Annotated in this window: 10 protein-coding genes, 1 tRNA gene and 1 pseudogene; 5 read left to right on the top strand and 7 right to left on the bottom strand. The window is 70.8% G+C overall.

Annotated elements, in window-relative coordinates:
• The first annotated feature begins 445 nt into the window (after positions 1-445).
• Positions 446-1114, top strand: coding sequence for an O-methyltransferase (locus tag ACTWP9_RS13635; protein ID WP_443246355.1), 669 nt, complete (start codon positions 446-448; stop codon positions 1112-1114).
• 78 nt (positions 1115-1192) lie between these two features.
• Here the strand turns inward: ACTWP9_RS13635 and ACTWP9_RS13630 are convergent, their stop codons facing one another.
• Positions 1193-2299: an HAD-IIIC family phosphatase gene (locus ACTWP9_RS13630; protein ID WP_443246354.1), complete on the bottom strand. Its 1107-nt coding sequence runs from the start codon at positions 2297-2299 to the stop codon at positions 1193-1195.
• A gap of 467 nt (positions 2300-2766) precedes the next feature.
• Here ACTWP9_RS13630 and ACTWP9_RS13625 point away from each other — a divergent pair.
• Both ACTWP9_RS13625 and ACTWP9_RS13620 read left to right on the top strand, forming a co-directional pair.
• Positions 2767-3627, top strand: a pseudogene (locus ACTWP9_RS13625) (metallophosphoesterase family protein); the annotation flags it as partial.
• A 54-nt stretch (positions 3628-3681) separates the two neighbouring features.
• Positions 3682-4380 (top strand): 4'-phosphopantetheinyl transferase family protein, encoded by a 699-nt coding sequence (locus ACTWP9_RS13620; RefSeq protein ID WP_443246465.1) that lies wholly within the window; start codon positions 3682-3684, stop codon positions 4378-4380.
• Between the two features lie 15 nt (positions 4381-4395).
• On the opposite strand, the gene ACTWP9_RS13615 is transcribed toward ACTWP9_RS13620, so the two are convergent.
• The 5 genes from ACTWP9_RS13615 to topA form a co-directional block, all read right to left on the bottom strand.
• Positions 4396-4469: transfer RNA gene (locus ACTWP9_RS13615), tRNA-Thr, on the bottom strand.
• 86 nt (positions 4470-4555) lie between these two features.
• Positions 4556-6196, bottom strand: a complete 1641-nt coding sequence (locus tag ACTWP9_RS13610) for an alpha/beta hydrolase (RefSeq protein WP_443246353.1) — start codon at positions 6194-6196, stop codon at positions 4556-4558.
• A gap of 84 nt (positions 6197-6280) precedes the next feature.
• Positions 6281-7492: a DNA polymerase III subunit delta' gene (locus tag ACTWP9_RS13605; RefSeq protein ID WP_443246352.1), complete on the bottom strand. Its 1212-nt coding sequence runs from the start codon at positions 7490-7492 to the stop codon at positions 6281-6283.
• 89 nt (positions 7493-7581) lie between these two features.
• The gene (gene tmk / locus ACTWP9_RS13600) at positions 7582-10815 is read right to left on the bottom strand and encodes a dTMP kinase (RefSeq protein ID WP_443246351.1); all 3234 of its coding nucleotides are present in this window, start codon (positions 10813-10815) and stop codon (positions 7582-7584) included.
• A gap of 99 nt (positions 10816-10914) precedes the next feature.
• Positions 10915-13776, bottom strand: a complete 2862-nt coding sequence (gene topA, locus ACTWP9_RS13595) for a type I DNA topoisomerase (RefSeq protein WP_443246350.1) — start codon at positions 13774-13776, stop codon at positions 10915-10917.
• A 216-nt stretch (positions 13777-13992) separates the two neighbouring features.
• Here topA and ACTWP9_RS13590 point away from each other — a divergent pair, with 216 nt between their 5' ends.
• Positions 13993-14382: an NINE protein gene (locus ACTWP9_RS13590; protein ID WP_443246349.1), complete on the top strand. Its 390-nt coding sequence runs from the start codon at positions 13993-13995 to the stop codon at positions 14380-14382.
• 55 nt (positions 14383-14437) lie between these two features.
• Entirely contained in the window at positions 14438-14863 is a 426-nt protein-coding gene (locus ACTWP9_RS13585) for a DUF2752 domain-containing protein (RefSeq protein ID WP_443246348.1), read from the top strand.
• A 17-nt stretch (positions 14864-14880) separates the two neighbouring features.
• Here ACTWP9_RS13585 and ACTWP9_RS13580 read toward each other — a convergent pair whose 3' ends face one another.
• On the bottom strand, positions 14881-16467 hold the full coding sequence (locus tag ACTWP9_RS13580; protein ID WP_443246347.1) for a DUF7059 domain-containing protein: 1587 nt from the start codon (positions 16465-16467) through the stop codon (positions 14881-14883).
• Positions 16468-16513: the final 46 nt, after the last annotated feature.

Genomic DNA, 16513 nt, shown 5'->3' with positions numbered 1-16513 from the left:
CGTCGAAGCCGGGCGGCGCCAGCGCTGCACCCATGAAGAATTACTACATTTTCGTGCCCCCGTAATGTCAGGCCGCGATTTTCGCAGCCTCGGACCACAGGGGGACAGCACTACTCCCCGTCACTCCCCCCGTGATCGTCGATCACACTATCGGAAGTCGCCAACGAGATGCAATGAACTTCGAGTTGTGATCTCCGCTTCTACGTAACAGGAAAGTAAGGTTCTTCACGATTGTGTTCTTGAGCTGGCACTTCACGGAGCGCATGAGTGGTCCGACGCAACGCCCGATGGCGAGGACACGACAAGAAATAGGTCCGACGTTGCTGCCGGCGAGCGTGCGCGGGTACGGACACGCAGCCGCCGAGGCCCCGAACTCGGCCCGCCGCACGGTGCGTTCGAATCCGAACCAGGTGATCGCACCCGAGTACGACGGTAGGTTGGCCCCATGGCCACTCAGCTTGCCGTCACCGAAGAACTGCTCGCCTACGTCGAGGACATCTCCCACCCCGAGGACCAGGTGCTGACCGCGTTGCGAACGCTGACGGCCGAGCTGCCCGGGGGCCCGTCGATGCAGGTGCCGCCCACAGAAGCCCGGTTCCTCACGCTGCTGGTGCAACTGACCGGCGCCTCCCGCGTGTTGGAGATCGGCACCTTCACCGGGTACAGCACCCTGTGCATGGCACGCGCGCTCCCCGAGGGCGGGCGGCTGATCACCTGCGACATCAGCAAGAAGTGGACCGACATCGGTGCCGAATTCTGGGAACGCGCAGGTGTGGCCGACCGGATCGAGCTGAGGATCGGCGACGCCCGCGAAACCCTCGCCGAGCTGCGCGGGACGGAGGGCGAGGGAAGCGTCGACCTGGTGTTCATCGACGCCGACAAGACGGGCTACCCCGCGTACTACGAGGAAGCCGTAGCCCTGGTCAGGCCGGGAGGACTCATCGTCCTCGACAACACCCTGTTCTTCGGCCGGGTCGTCGACCCGGCAGCCGACGACCCGGACACCCTCGCCATCCGCCAGGTGAACGAACTCATCCACGCCGACGACCGGGTGGAGACCTGCGTCCTGCCCCTGGCCGACGGAGTGACACTGGCCCGCAGGAAGGCCGCATAGCCGGCCGTCGGCGGCCGTCCCCGCTGCGTGATCGCTGATCGCTGATCGCGCGGGGGACACGGCCGACGTCCGCCCGGGTCACCCCCTGCTGCGCTGCTCCTCCAGGACCCGCGCCCCCAGATCGGGGGTGATCAGGCGCATCGTGTCCGGCGGATCACGCCGCTCGGTCACCAGGTGCAGACGCTCCACCCCGTCGGTCTCGCTGACGGGCAGCAACGCCCTGCAGTCGCAGTCCTGGTCGTCGAATCCCGCGAACCGGTAGGCGATCTCCATCATCCGGTTCCGGTCGGTGCGCCGGAAGTCCGCGAGCAGATGCGCTCCGGCGTCGGCAGCCTCGCTCGCCAGCCAGTTCAGGATCACCGCACCAACCCCGAAGGACACCACTCGGCACGAGGTGGCCAGCAGCTTCAAGTGCCAGGCCGCGGGGCGCTTTTCCAGCAACAGCACACCGATGGCGCCGTGGGTGCCGAACCGGTCGGTGAGGGTGGCCACGAGCACCTCGTGGTCCTCGGAAGCGAGCAGCCCGCGCAGTTCCTCGTCGGAGTAGTGCACGCCTGTCGCGTTCATCTGGCTGGTGCGCTGGGTCAGCTCCTCGACCCGGCTCAACTCGGTCCCGGTGGCCCGCATGATGCGCAGTTCGAGATCGAGCGAGCGGAGGAACGCCTCGTCAGGCCCGGTGAACTCGGCCCGCTCGGCGTCGCGGCGGAAGTTCGCCTGGTACATCTGGCGCCGCTTGCCGGAGTCGACCGTCCTGGTGGCCGGGGTGAACTCCGGCAGCGCCGTCAGTTCGGCCGCCAGCTCGGCCGGGTAGCAGCGGACCTCCGGCAGATGGAACTCCACCTCGGCGCGCTCGGTGGGCTGGTCGTCGATGAACGCGACTGTGCGATGGGCGAAGTTGAGCTGCTCGGCGATCGACCGCACCGCATCCGACTTCGGGCCCCAGCCGATCTCGGCGAGCACGAAGTACTCGGCCACGCCCAGCTGCACCAGCCGTTCCCAGGCGGGCTCGAAGTCGTTCTTGCTGGACACGGCCTGGAGTATGCCCCGGTCGTCGAGCTCGGCGATGACCTCCCGGATCTCGTCGGCAAGCCGCACCTCACCATCTTCGAGGAGCGTGCCCTGCCACAGCGTGTTGTCCAGATCCCAGACCAGGCACTTCACCGTGGTCGTGGCTTTCTCACTCACCGGTGTCCTCTCGATAGAAGATTCAACAAAATTGGGGTCAGCTTGGGGTCAGACTTGGCCGACTCGGGCGGGCTTGATCAGGCAACAGCGGCGAGGACGTGCTCAGCCAAAAAGGGAGTTCCCGATTCCGGCCATTTCTTTATCGCGTCCGGCGAAACCGTGCCACGGAGAGGGGTACCGATGGCATAGGGTCCATCTTTGGCCAGTCTCGTCAGGAGCGGGCGAGCGACAGATCGATTGTGCCGCACATCACAACTCCGAGGTCGCACAGGAAAATTGATTCCACCGGCTGGAGCGTCATCCCGGACCGCTATGAGCGGCCGTTGACACGATCGCTCCGGCCTTGTTTTGTTGATGCGGCACCCGGCAACCGCTGACTTCTTGCCGCAACAGAGCGAGTTGTCTCGCATTCGGCGCTCCTGAAACACCGAGTCGGACGGCGGGCCGGTTCTGCCACATCCGCGAGAATGCAACGGGGACAAGGCGCACGGATGAACGGAAGACTGCTTGCTGTCAGCGATCTGCACGTCGCGTTCCGCGAGAACGCCGCGATCCTGGACTCGCTGCGCCCGACCTCGGACGCCGACTGGCTGATCGTCGCCGGCGACGTCGCCGAGCGGTTCTGGGACATCGAGCGGGCACTCGGGCTGCTCAGCGACCGGTTCGCCAAAGTGATCTGGGCGCCGGGCAACCACGAGCTGTGGACCCATCCGGGCGACCCGGTGACGCTGCGCGGCGAGCGACGGTACCGACGGCTGGTCAAAGCGTGCCGAGACCTGGGCGTCGTCACCCCTGAGGACCCCTACCCGGTGTGGCACGACGAGAGCGGCCCGGTGACCGTCGCCCCGCTGTTCGTGCTCTACGACTACTCCTTCCGCGCACCGGGCGCCGCCACCAAGGAGGAGTCGCTGCGCCTCGCCCACGATGCGGGGGTGGTCTGCACGGACGAGTACTTGCTGCACCCGGACCCCTACCCCACCCGCGATGCGTGGTGCCGGACCCGCGTGGAGTGGACCGAGCGCCGGCTCGCGGCCGTCGACCCTTCCCACCGCACGGTTCTGGTCAACCACTTCCCCCTGGTACGCGAGCCCACCAGGATCCTGCGGCACCCGGAGTTCGCCCAATGGTGCGGCACAGCACTGACAGCCGACTGGCACCGCCGCTTCCGCGCCACGGCCGTCGTCTACGGGCATCTGCACATCCCCCGGACCACCTGGCACGACGGAGTCCGGTTCGAGGAGGTCTCGATCGGCTACCCGCGCGAGTGGCGGTCCCGCCCGCCGCGCGAGCCCCTCCGTCCCGTACTACCCACCCCCACCGCCGGACCGTCACGGCAAGCCACCGGGAGCGTCGCCCTGCTCGACGGATTGCTGCCCCGGTCAGTGGCTACGGCCGAGGCGTTCGCGGACGCCGCAGGGCCACCGGAGGCGCATCTGTACCCACAGGAAGCGGCAATCATCGACGGCGCACTGCCGCAGCGGCAGCGCGAGTTCGCCACCGGACGGGTATGCGCGCGACGGGCGTTGAGCGCGCTCGGCGTAGAGCCGGCACCCCTGCTCCGCAACCGGCGCGGCGCCCCCCGGTGGCCCGAGGGCGTGGTCGGCTCCATGACCCACTGCGCGGGCTACCGAGCCGCAGCCGTGTCCCGTCGCACCGAGATTCTCGGGCTGGGCATCGACGCCGAGCCCAACGAGCCCCTGCCGGACGGCGTGCTGGAAACCATCGCCCTTCCCCACGAACAGTCCTGGGTCAACGCCCTCTCGCACACCGCGCCACAGATCCACTGGTGCCGCCTGCTGTTCAGCATCAAGGAGTCGGTGTTCAAGGCGTGGTACCCGCTCACCCACCGCGAGCTGGACTTCGACGAGGCACTCGTCGACGTCGACCCGGACGCCGGCACCTTCGCGGCCCGGCTCCTCACCCCCGCACCGACGGTCGACGGCCGACCCCTTGATCACCTCGACGGCCACTGGCTCTACCGCAACACCCTCCTCCTCACCGCCACCACCCTGCTCCCGCACAGCCGGCCCGGTCCCGACCTCCCCCAACACAACAAAAAGCCCAGGTCACAACTGGTGTGACCTGGGCTTCAACTGAGCCGCCTAAGGGAATCGAACCCTTGACCTACGCATTACGAGTGCGTCGCTCTGGCCGACTGAGCTAAGGCGGCAATGTGCGTGCGGCCAGTCTGGGGGCCGCTGCGGCGACAAGTCTACAGGGTTTGTGGGGGTGGTCGGGACGGGGGTTCGGGGGGGGTCACTTGCAGGTGGTGCCGTTCTTGGGGGGCTTGCCCTGGAGGAGGTAGGCGTTGACGGCGCCGTCGACGCAGTCGCTGCCGCGCAGGTAGGCGGTGTGGCCGTCGCCCTCGTAGGTGAGGAGACGGGCCGGGGTCAGCTGGCCCGCCAGTCCCTGGGCCCAGCGGTAGGGGGTGGCCGGGTCGCGGGTGGTGCCGACGACCACGATCGGGTCGGCGCCCTCGGCAGCGATACGGTGCGGCCCGCCTGTCGGCTTGACCGGCCATTCGCCGCAGTTCAGCGCCGCCCAGGCGAAGCCGCGGCCGAAGACGGGGCTGGCCTTCTCGAAGGAGGCGAGGGACTTACGGGTCTCGGCGGCGCCGGAGAACGCCGGGGGCAGGTCGAGGCAGTTCACGGCCGGGTTGGCGTACATGATGTTGCTGTACGCGCCGTCCGGGCCGCGCTCGTAGTAGTCGTCGGACAGCTCCAGCAGCTGCGCACCGTCGCCCTTCTTCGCCGCTGTCAGCGCCTCACGCAGCCCGGGCCAGGAGCCCTCGTCGTACATGGCGCGGATCACACCCGTGGTGGCCAGGGACTCGGTCAGGGGGCGCGAGGGGTCCTCGGTCTTGAGCGGTTTGCGGTCCACCCGGGCGAAGAGGGCGCTCAGCTTCTTGCCCGCCTGCCGGACACCGTCCGAGCCCAGGGGGCACTCGGACATGCCCACGCAGTCGCGGGCGAACGCCTTGAACGCCGTCTCGAAGCCCGCCGTCTGCTCACGGTTGACGCGGCGCGCCGAGAGGGAGGGGTCCAAGGCGCCGTCCAGGACGACCCGGCCGGAGCGCTTCGGGAACAGGCCCGCGTAGGTGGAGCCCAGATAGGTGCCGTAGGAGGCGCCGACGTAGTTGAGCTTCTTGTCGCCGAGCACGGCACGCAGCACATCCATGTCGCGCGCCGCCTCGACCGTCGAGACATGGCCGAGCAGCTTTCCGGTGCGCTTCTCGCAGCCCTTGGCGAACCTCCCGTACGCGGAGGTGAGCGCGTCGGTCTCCTTCGCGTCGTCCGGTGTCTGGTCGACACGCGTGTACGCGTCCATCTGCTTGTCGCTCAGGCACTCGACGGGCTCGCTGCGGCCGACGCCGCGCGGGTCCATGCCGACCAGCGAGTAGTGCTCGCGTACCTGCGGCGCATACATGAGGGCCGCCGACTGCTGGACGTACTCGATCGCCGAACCGCCCGGGCCACCCGGGTTGATGTGCAGCGAGCCGCCCTCGGCCTTGCCCTGCTTCGGCTTGGTACGGGTGACCGCCAGGCCCACGCTCTCGGCGGCGTCCTTGGGGTCGTCCCCGGGCTTGTCGTAGTCCAGCGGAACCCGCAGCGTGGCGCACTCGAACTCGGTCGGGCCACAGCTGTGCCACGACAACTTCTGCTCGTAGTACGGGCGCAGCTCGTCGGGGATCTTCGCGGGCAGCGGCTTGAGCGGGGGTGCGTCGGCGCCCGCACGGGTGCCCTTCGCGGAGGGATCGGTGTCCGGCTCCCCGGACGAGCCCGAGTCCGACGAGCAGCCGGAGAGCAGCAGGGCAGCGGCCGTGAGTGCCGCCGCGCCCCCGTACCGGATACGGGACGCGCCCCCGTACCGGACACGGGAGGCGTGTGACTTGCTCATGGGGCATCCCTCCGCAGGCGGCACGTGCTGGGAGCGTACCCAGCCGGGCGCCGGCCCGTCGCCCGCAGGGGGCCTAAAGGTGCGTCAGCCCGCCCGCAGCGCCATCGTCATCGCCTCCACGGCCAGCAGCGGAGCCACATTGCGGTCCAGCGCATGGCGGCACTCCAGCACGGCCTCGATCCGGCGCAGCGTCTGCTCCGGGCGCGAGGTGGCGGCCAGCTGCCCGATCGGACCGGCCGCCTCGTCGTGCGACAGCGCGACGGACGAGCCCAACTGGCGGGCGAGCACATCACGGTAGAAGGCCGTCAGGTCCGACAGGGCCAGGTCCAGCGAATCCCGCTGGGTACGGGTGGAGCGGCGCTTCTGCTTGTCCTCCAGCTCCTTCATCGCGCCCGCCGTGCCCCGTGGCAGCCGCTTGCCCTCCGCCGCACCGAGCGCGGCTCGCAGTTCCTCGGTCTCCTTGGCGTCCAGTTCCTCGGCGACCTGCTTGGCGTCCTCCGTCGCGGCGTCGATCAGCTCCTGCGCCGCCCTCAGCGCGCTGCTCACGTCGTCGACCCGCGTCGGCAGCTTGAGCACCGCCTGCCGTCTGGCACGGGCCCGCTCGTCCGTGGCCAGCCGCAGTGCCCGGTCGATGTGCCCCTGCGTGGCCCGCGCCGCGAAGGCGGCCGTCTCCGGCTCGATCCCGTCCCGCCGCATCAGCAGGTCCGCCACCGCGTCGACCGGGGGCGTACGCAGCGACAGGTGCCGGCAGCGCGAGCGGATCGTCGGCAGTACGTCCTCCGTCGACGGCGCGCACAGCAGCCACACCGTCCGCGGTGCGGGCTCCTCGACGGCTTTCAGCAGCACGTTCCCCGCGCCCTCCGTCAGCCGGTCGGCGTCCTCCAGGACGATCACCTGCCAGCGCCCGCCCGACGGCGACATCTGCGCCCCGCGCACCAGCGCGCGCGTCTCCTTCACGCCGATGGTCAGCAGATCCGTACGGACGACCTCCACATCCGCGTGGGTGCCGACCATCGTCGTATGACAGCCCTCGCAGAAGCCGCACCCCGGGCTGCCGCCCAGCGCCCGGTCCGGGCTCACACACTGGAGCGCCGCCGCGAACGCGCGGGCCGCCTGCTCCCGGCCGGCGCCGGGTGGGCCCGTGAAAAGCCAGGCGTGGGTCATGGCGGAGCCGGAGAGGTCGGCCGAGCCGCGCGCCTCGGCTTCCGCCGTCACATACGCGTCGGCATCGCGCGCGGCAGCGATCAGCTGCTTTGCTGCCCTGTCCTGGCCCACCAGGTCGTCCCACACCGCCATGGGGACCATTGTCGCGGATGCCGGTGACAGTCCGGCCGGGCACCGCGGCTGCCGCGCCCCGGCCAGGACTGTCGTCGTCCGCCACCGCCCTACCGACGGCGGTGGTCGTCGCCTTCGTCGTCGCTCTCGTGCGGACCCAGGAGCTTGTCCGCCAGAGTGGGCGCATCGTCGAGCGGGGTGTCCTCGGCCCAGGAGGGACGGGGACGAGGCTCTCCCTCTTCGACCTGCGGGAGCTCCCGCGTACGGTCGTCGTCGGGCCCGGGGCCCGGCTCGGCGGCCGACTCCTGGCGCGGCTCCTGGACCTGCGGGAGGACTGTCGTCTCCTGGGTGTCGTCCGCCTCGGAGACCCGCGGCAGCACCGTCGTCTCGTCCTCGGGCGACGCCGCCCCGGGACGCGGCAACTGTGTGGTGTCCTCCGCGTCCGGTCCTGCGGCCCCGTCGTCCTTGGGCCGCACCTGTGGGATCTGCGCCGTGTCGGCCTCGGACCCGTCAGGCGAGGCGTCGGCATCGGCGTCCGCGTCGGCACCCGCACCCGCACCCGCACCGGCGTCCGCGTCGGCATCCGTCTCGGCCTCGGCCGCGGCCTCCGGAGCCTCAGCGGCGGCATCGGTCTCCGCGGCCGAGCCCGCCTCCGCGGCTTCAGCCGCCTCCGCCGCCTCCCGTTGCGCCCGCTCCGCGGCCTCCGCCTCGGCCTTGGCCGCCGCCTCGGCTGCTGCCGCGGCCCGCGCCTGCTCGGCCTTCACCAGCGCCTCCTCGGCCTTGCGCTGCCGCTCGAGGCGGCGCTCCTCGGCCTCGGCGCGCAGTCGCTTCTCCTCCTCGGCGCGCTTGCGCAGCCGCTCCTGCTCCTGTTCGTAGGCGCGCTGCTCGGCCTCGCGCCGCTTGCGCTGCTCCTCCTCGATACGGCGAGCTTCCTCGGCCCGCTTACGGGCCTCCTCGGCACGCCGGGCCTCCTCCAGCTGGCGCGCCAGTTCGGCCTCGCGGCGCTTGCGCTCCTCCTCCTCGCGGCGGAGCTTCTCCAGCTGCTCCCTGCGCTCGCGCTCCTTGCGCTCCTCCTCCGCCTTGCGACGGGCCTCTTCCTCGGCCCGCTTGCGCGCTTCCTCCTCGGCCCGCTTACGGGCCTCCTCCTGGGCCTTCTTCTCGGCTTCGGAGAGCGGCAGCACCTGGTCGAGGCGGTGCCGGACGGCCGTGGTGACGGTCTGCGGCTCCTGCCCGGCGTCGACGACCAGATAGCGGGCCGGGTCGGCGGCGGCAAGGGCCAGGAAGCCGGCCCGAACCCGCTGGTGGAACTCGGCCGGCTCGGACTCCAGGCGGTCCGGCGCCTCGGTGAACCGTTCCCGCGCCGTCTCCGGCGAGATGTCGAGCAGCACCGTCAGATGCGGCACCAGCCCCTCGGTGGCCCAGCGGTTGATCCGGGCGATCTCCGTCGGGGACAGATCGCGCCCGGCGCCCTGGTAGGCGACGGAGGAGTCGATGTAGCGGTCGGAGATCACCACGGCGCCGCGCTCCAGCGCCGGGCGGACGACCGTGTCGATGTGCTCTGCGCGGTCGGCGGCGTACAGCAGCGCCTCCGCGCGGTGCGAGAGCCCGGCCGAGGAGACGTCCAGCAGGATGGACCGCAGCCGCTTGCCCACCGGCGTGGAACCGGGCTCCTTGGTGACGACGACCTCGTGCCCCTTGGCCCTGATCCACTCGGCCAGGGCCTCCACCTGCGTGGTCTTGCCCGCGCCGTCGCCGCCCTCCAGCACCAGGAAGAAGCCGTTCCGGGCCGGTGCCTGCCGGGGGTGGCCGCCGCCGAACGCCTCCAGCAGGTCCCGCCGCAGCGGTACCCCCTGCCGGTCATCCGTACGGCCCAGCAGGATCGCGCCGACGGGCAGCAGCAGTGCGCCCACCAGCATCAGCGTGAACGAGGCGCCGCCGTGGTCGAAGACGAACGAACCGTTGTCCACCCGGTGCGGCCCGATGAGCGCGGCGACCACAGGCGCCAGGATCGCGCCCACCGCGAGCGACAGCCGCACCACCGCCTGGAGGTGCTCCGTCGTACGGATCCGGCGGGACTCCTCGGTCTCCTGGTCGAGCAGCGTGTGCAGCGTGTTCGCGGCGATACCGCCGCCCACTCCGGCCAGCAGCGCCAGCCCGATGACGGTGGCGGTGTCGGACACCAGCCCGGCCGCCAGCAGAACGACACCGGTCAGACCGGTGACGAGCGCGAGCAGCCGGCGCCGCGAGAGCGACGGCATCGTGTGCGGCGCCAGCCGGATGCCCGCGGCAGTGCCGCCGGTCAGCATCAGCGCCAGCAGCCCGAACGCGACAGGCCCGCCGCCCAGATCGGCGGCGTGCAGCGGAGCGAGCGCGACGGCCGCCGCAACGGCGCCGCCGATCGCCCCGCCCGCGACGACGAGGAGCGGCACGGCGCCGCTACGGCCCTTGTCCGCTCCGCCCTCCGCCGTCCTGGGCCTGCGCAGCCCCTCCAGCGGGGAACGGGGGCGCGGGGTCTGCCCGTCCGGCAGTTCCAGGAAGTAGCCGACGGCAGCCGCGGCGGCGAAGAGACCGGCCGCCACATACGAGGCGAGCGCGGCCTGGTGCGAGCCGAACCAGTCGATCCCTACGGCGAACAGATTGCTGATCAGCGTGACGAGAACGAGCCCGGCAGCGGCGATCGGCAGCGCCACGAAGCTGGAGCGCAGCCACAGCCTGCGCAGCGCTTCTTGGTGGTCCGGCAGCGGGCGCACGGCCGCACCCTCGAGCGGCGCGGCCGGCAGCAGCGCGGGGGCCGCGCTGTCCCGCGTCACCGTGGAGAGCCGCTCGGCCCCACCCGTCACAAAGACGGTGACCAGCAGAACGATGAAGGCGCTGCCGGGTGTCCAGTCGATCCACAGCGGCGCGACGATCAGCGCGAGGGCACGCAGCACATCGGCGCCGAACAGCGTCCACCGCCGGTCGAGCAGCTTTCGCCCGCCGTCCTTGCCCTCTTCGGCCTTCTCCTGCTGCCGGACGCCGCTGACCAGCGCGGAGACCGGCCCCAGCAGCACGGCGCCGAACAGCAGCGTGGACAGCAGCCGCAGTCCGAAGACGGCGGCCACAACGAGCGCCATTCCGCGGTAACCACCGCCGAAGACCGGGTCTCCCGCCACACCGCGTACGGCTGCCGCCTGCATCGCCAGCAACAGCAGCACCAGGAGACCAAGCATGTCGCCGATCCCACTGGTGAACTGCGCGGTCCACAGCCGCCGCAGCGGGGGGAAACGCAGCAACGCGGTCACGGCGCCCTCGCGGGATTCCGCGGCGAGAGCGTCGTCCGGGGCAGTTGGGGGCGAAGACTTCATCCCGCCAGCGTATAGGGAGGGACCGACACCTCGAATGCGTACCCGAACATCTGTATGCGCCAACGGGGGTTGTGGAGGCTACGCCGCCTGCTCCTCCGACTACTCCTCGGGAGAAGACTTCTTGGGCGCAGAAGACTTCTTGGCAGCTGCCTTCTTGGTGGTCGTCTTCTTCGCCGTGGTCTTCTTGGCCGCAGTCTTCTTCGCCGCCGTCTTCTTGGCCGCGGTCTTCTTCGCGGGGGCCTTCTTCGCCGGAGCCTTCTTCTTGGCGGGCCCCTTCGCCCGCTTCTCGGCCAGCAACTCGAAGCCGCGCTCGGGGGTGATCGTCTCGACGTCGTCGTCCCGCCGCAGTGTCGCGTTGGTCTCGCCGTCCGTCACGTACGGCCCGAAACGGCCGTCCTTGACCACCACGGGACGTTCTGTCTGCGGGTCGTTCCCCAGCTCCTTGAGCGGCGGTTTGGCGGCGGCCCGCCCCCGCTGCTTCGGCTTGGAGTAGATCTCCAGCGCCTCGTCCAGCGTGATGCTGAAGATCTGCTCCTCGCTCTCCAGCGAGCGTGAGTCCGTCCCCTTCTTCAAGTACGGCCCGTACCGCCCGTTCTGGGCGGTGATCTCGTTGCCGGACTCGGGATCGACGCCGACAACCCGCGGCAGCGACAGCAGCCTGAGCGCGTCCTGAAGCGTGACGGTGTCCAGCGACATCGAGCGGAACAGCGAAGCGGTACGCGGCTTGACCGCGTTCTTGCCCGTCTTCGGCGTGCCCTCGGGCAGCACCTCGGTGACATACGGCCCGTACCGCCCGTCCCGCGCCACGATCGGGCGGTGGGTGTCCGGGTCGGTCCCCAGCTCGAAGTCGCCGCTGGGCTTGGCCAGCAGCTCCTTGGCGTAGTCGACGGTCAGCTCGTCCGGCGGCAGGTCGTCGGGGACGTCGGCACGCTGGCCGGGCTCGCCCTCCTTCTCGCTGGGACCCTCCACGTACGGGCCGTAGCGGCCGACACGCAGCGTGATGCCCTCGCCCACGGGGAACGAGGAGACGCCCTTGGCGTCGATCGCCCCGAGGTCGGAGACGAGCTCCTTGAGCCCGCCCAGGTGGTCGCCGTCGCCGTTGCCCGCGGCAGCGGCCTCACCGGCCTGGGCCTCGCCGCCCTCGCCGAAGTAGAAGCGCCGCAGCCACGGCACGGCCTCGGCGCTGCCCGCCGCGATGCGGTCGAGGTCGTCCTCCATCTTGGCGGTGAAGTCGTAGTCGACCAGCCGGCCGAAGTGCTTCTCCAGCAGCCCGACCACGGCGAAGCTCAGGAAGGACGGCACCAGCGCGGTGCCCTTCTTGAAGACGTAACGCCGGTCCAGGATCGTGCTGATGATCGAGGCGTAGGTGGACGGGCGCCCGATCTCGCGCTCTTCCAGCTCCTTGACCAGCGTCGCCTCGGTGTAGCGGGCCGGCGGCTTGGTGGCGTGGCCGTCGACGGACATCTCCTCGGCACGCAGCCGGTCACCCTCGGCCACCTGGGGCAGCCGCCGCTCGCGGTCGTCCAGCTCCGCGTTGGGGTCGTCGGCGCCTTCCACATACGCCTTGAGGAAGCCGTGGAAAGTGATGATCTTGCCGGTGGCGCTGAACTCGGCGTCCCGGCCGTCCGCGGACCGGCCGCCGACCTTCACGGTCACCGACTGCCCGACGGCGTCCTTCATCTGAGAGGCGACGGTGCGCTTCCAGATCAGCTCGTACAGCCTGAACTGGTCGCCGCTCAGCCCCGTCTCGGCAGGCGTACGGAACCGGTCGCCGGAGGGGCGGATCGCCTCGTGCGCCTCCTGCGCGTTCTTGACCTTGCCCGCGTAGGTACGCGGCTTGTCCGGCAGGTAGTCGGCGCCGTAGAGCTGGGTGACCTGAGCGCGGGCCGCGGCCACGGCGGTGTCGGAGAGCGTCGTGGAGTCCGTACGCATGTAGGTGATGAAGCCGTTCTCGTACAGCTTCTGCGCCACCTGCATGGTCGCCTTGGCGCCGAAACCGAGCTTGCGGCTCGCCTCCTGCTGGAGGGTGGTCGTACGGAAAGGCGCGTACGGGGAGCGGCGGTAGGGCTTGGACTCGACGGAGCGTACGGCGAAGTCCGTGTTCTCCAGCGCGGCGGCCAGCCCGCGGGCGGCCTCCTCGTCCAGGTGGAGGACGGCGGACGGGTCCTTGAGCTGTCCGTCGGAGCCGAAGTCGCGGCCCTGTGCGACGCGGCGGCCGTCGACCGTGGTCAGCCGGGCACCGAAGGTCCCCGGGTCGGTCGCCATGCCCGCTCCGGTCGAGGCATCCCCCGCCTGCCCCGTCGCGAACGTGCCGGTCAGATCCCAGTACTCGGCGGAACGGAACGCCATGCGCTCGCGCTCCCGCTCCACCACCAGCCGGGTGGCCACGGACTGCACGCGGCCCGCCGACAGTCGCGGCATGACCTTCTTCCACAGCACCGGCGAGACCTCGTAGCCGTACAGCCGGTCCAGGATCCTGCGGGTCTCCTGCGCGTCGACCAGCCGCTGGTTGAGGCTGCGCGGATTGCGGACGGCATTCTGGATGGCGTCCTTGGTGATCTCGTGGAAGACCATCCGCTTGACCGGGACCTTGGGCTTGAGCACCTCTTGCAGATGCCAGGCGATGGCCTCACCCTCGCGGTCCTCGTCAGTGGCGAGCAGCAGCTCGTCCGATTCGGCCAGCAGCTCCTTGAGCTTCTTGACCTGGTCCTTCTTGTCGCTGTTGACGACGTACAGCGGCTCGAAATCGTGGTCGACATTGACGCCGAGGCGGGCCCAGGGCTCGCCCTTGTACTTCGCGGGAACCTCGGCCGCACCGCCCGGGAGGTCACGGATGTGCCCGACGCTGGCCTCGACAACGTAGCCAGGGCCGAGATAGCCCTTGATCGTCTTGGCCTTGGCAGGCGACTCGACGATCACAAGTCGGCGCCCACCATTTGCTGTGTCGTGGGTCGGGGACAACTTCTGCTCTTCTCTTCTCTCCGGTCGGTTTCTGTATCAATATCGCTGCATCGCTATCGCTGCGGAGTGTGACGGTACCTCCCGCCCCCATGTCAAACGGGAAAAGTCCGCAACGCCACTCGAACGGTAACCCGACAACCAGCCGTCCCGCCGCCCGAAGGCTCTGGCAACATGTCCGGGGCACATCACCAGGTACCGCTCGACCTCGGAGGTCTTGTGTCCGACCCGAATCAGCCCGGCTACGGCTACCCGCAGCAGCCGGGACAGAACCCCTACAACCAGCCGCCCGGCCAGCCCGGCTACGGCTACCCGCAGCAGCAGCCCATGGGCGCTGCCCCTGGTCAGTACACCGGGGACCCGAACGCTCCGTACGGTTACGACCCGTACGGGCGCCCGCTTTCCGACAAGTCCAAGATCGTCGCGGGGGTGCTCCAGCTGTTCATCGGCAGCCTGGGCATCGGCCGCTTCTACACCGGCCACGTGGGCATGGCCATAGGCCAGCTTCTCACCTGCGGTGGCATGGGCATCTGGGCGCTGGTCGACGGAATCATCTTCCTGACCAGCGACAGCCGCACGGATGCTCAGGGCCGTATTCTGCGTGGCTGAGGCTTCGCAGGGCCCCGGGAGAGGGCGGCGCGACACGAGGGGAGGCACTGGCCACATGGCGATAATCAACGTCCCTGCTGCCGCTGGCCGACTCCGCGCCGCCCTCTCCCACCCGGCAGCCCCGCCGCTCGGCACACTGGCGGCGGGCCTGGCAGGCGCCTGCTACTTGTGGGGCACCAACCCCCATGAGTCAGGCGCCTGGCTGCCGCGCTGCCCCTTCAACTGGGCCACCGGGCTGCTCTGCCCGGCCTGCGGGGGCACGCGCCTGGCGTACGACCTGATACACGGCGACCTGGCGGCAGCCCTGCACGACAACGCCGCGCTGCTGACGGTGGGCCTGCCCGTCGCCGTCTACCTCTCGGGGCGCTGGCTCTACGAGGGGCTGCGCGGCCGGCGGTACGCGCCCCGGATGAGCACCCGGGGGAAGCTGGCCGTATTGAGCGCCGCCGTCGCCTGGACAGTGGCCCGAAATCTGCTGTGACGTGACCTACGGGGACGTCAGTCCAGCACCGGCGTCAGAAACCCCTGTTCGACCAGGAGCCTGATCGACTCCGGCGTCCGCGCCCGCAACTCGGCCGGGTTTTCGCCCAGCAGCTGCCCGATGGCATCCAGGATGCGCGCCGCGCTCAGTGTCCCGTCACACACCCCGGCGAACCCGGCGCCGACCGTGTCCACCGTCGTCGCCCGCCGCATCCCGCGGTTCTGCCGCAGTACGACGTACTCCGGGTCCTCCGCGCCCGGCGCTCCGACCTGCTCCTGGACCACCTCGTCCGCGAGGAGGAACCGGTGTTCCAACAGCGCCCCGTCGTGCGTACGGCGCAGAAAGTCCTGCCGGTCGAAGTGCGCCCGGATCACCTCGCCCAGCGGCTGCTCGACCGGGTGCGGCCACTCCTCGGCGAGCACCGAGGGGCGCTCGGCCTCCGTGCGCCGCAGGGTGACCCAGCCGAAGCCGACGGCCTTGGTGCCGCGTGCCGCGAACTCCTCCAGCCAGGCGTCGTAGCGCGCCGCGTATGCGGCCGGGTCGCCCCGGTGGTCCCCCGCATCCCGCAGCCACAGCTCCGCGTACTGGGTGACGTCCTGCACCTCCCGCTGGACGATCCACGCGTCGCACCCGGGCGGCACCCATGCCGAGACGCGCTCGCGCCAGTCCGCGCCCTCCCGGTGCTCCCAGTTGGCCAGCAGCTGGCAGTAGCCGCCGGGGGCCAGATGACGGGCCGCCTGCTGGACGAGGGTGCGGCACATGTCGTCACCCGCCATGCCGCCGTCCCGGTAGGTGAGCCGAGCCCCCGGGGAGATCACGAAGGGCGGGTTGGAGACGATCAGGTCGTACGGCTCGTCGTCCGCCACCGGCTCGAACAGCGAGCCCTCGCGCAGCTCCGGCTCGGCGGCGCCCGACAGCGCAAGGGTCAGCCGCGCGAAGTGCAGCGCACGCGGGTTCACATCCGTGGCGGTGACGTGTGTCGCGAACCGGCCGGCGTGCAGCGCCTGGATTCCGGAGCCGGTGCCGAGATCCAGCGCACGGGCGACGGGGGTGGGCACCATGATCCCGGCGAGGGTCGTGGAAGCGCCGCCGACCCCGAGCACCACGCCCTCCCCAGGGCTTCCCGGGCCGGACTCGCGCGGCCCGCCCACCCCGCCGGCGCCGCCGACCGCACACCCACGGTCGCTGACGACCCACCAGTCCTGGCCCTCCGGCCCGCTGTAGGGGCGTACGTCCACGGTGGCGCGTACGGCTTCCTCGGCGGCCTCTGTGCCCTCTGCGTCCTGCGGGGCGCCTGACCCCGGTGTCCGCTCCAGCCACCGGTCGGCCAGCGCCTCGTCGGCCTTCAGCGCCGCCCGCACGCTGCGGTACGGCACCGCCTGCTGCAGCAGGAAGAGCCGCGTCAGCGTCTCCAGCGGACCCTCACCGCGGGTGGCGCGCAGCGCCGGGACGGTCTCGCCGCGGGCCAGTGCCGCGTAGGCGGGGGCGCCGAGCAGGTCGAGGAGGCCGTCGGCGGTGAATCCGGCCGCGGTCAGCGCCTCCCGCAGCCTGCGGGTGCTCTCGGTGGTGGGCTCGGGAAGTGCGTCAGTGCTCACCCGCGCCATTCTCCTTCGCTCCCGGGCCGCACCGCCGCCGGGGGCGCGGGTGGGC

Source organism: Streptomyces sp. 3N207 (genome assembly GCF_052246355.1).
Taxonomy (GTDB): domain Bacteria; phylum Actinomycetota; class Actinomycetes; order Streptomycetales; family Streptomycetaceae; genus Streptomyces.
Note: the sequence above shows the minus strand (reverse complement) of the source record. Positions and strands in the feature narration are given on the sequence as shown.

Bases quoted from the DNA above. Each gene is read 5' to 3' on its own strand.
- ACTWP9_RS13610 (WP_443246353.1), bottom strand. From the start codon at position 6,196: ATGAGCAAGTCACACGCCTCCCGTGTCCGGTACGGGGGCGCGTCCCGT.
- ACTWP9_RS13580 (WP_443246347.1), bottom strand. From the start codon at position 16,467: ATGGCGCGGGTGAGCACTGACGCACTTCCCGAGCCCACCACCGAGAGC.
- ACTWP9_RS13605 (WP_443246352.1), bottom strand. From the start codon at position 7,492: ATGGCGGTGTGGGACGACCTGGTGGGCCAGGACAGGGCAGCAAAGCAG.
- ACTWP9_RS13635 (WP_443246355.1), top strand. From the start codon at position 446: ATGGCCACTCAGCTTGCCGTCACCGAAGAACTGCTCGCCTACGTCGAG.
- ACTWP9_RS13585 (WP_443246348.1), top strand. From the start codon at position 14,438: ATGGCGATAATCAACGTCCCTGCTGCCGCTGGCCGACTCCGCGCCGCC.
- tmk (WP_443246351.1), bottom strand. From the start codon at position 10,815: ATGAAGTCTTCGCCCCCAACTGCCCCGGACGACGCTCTCGCCGCGGAA.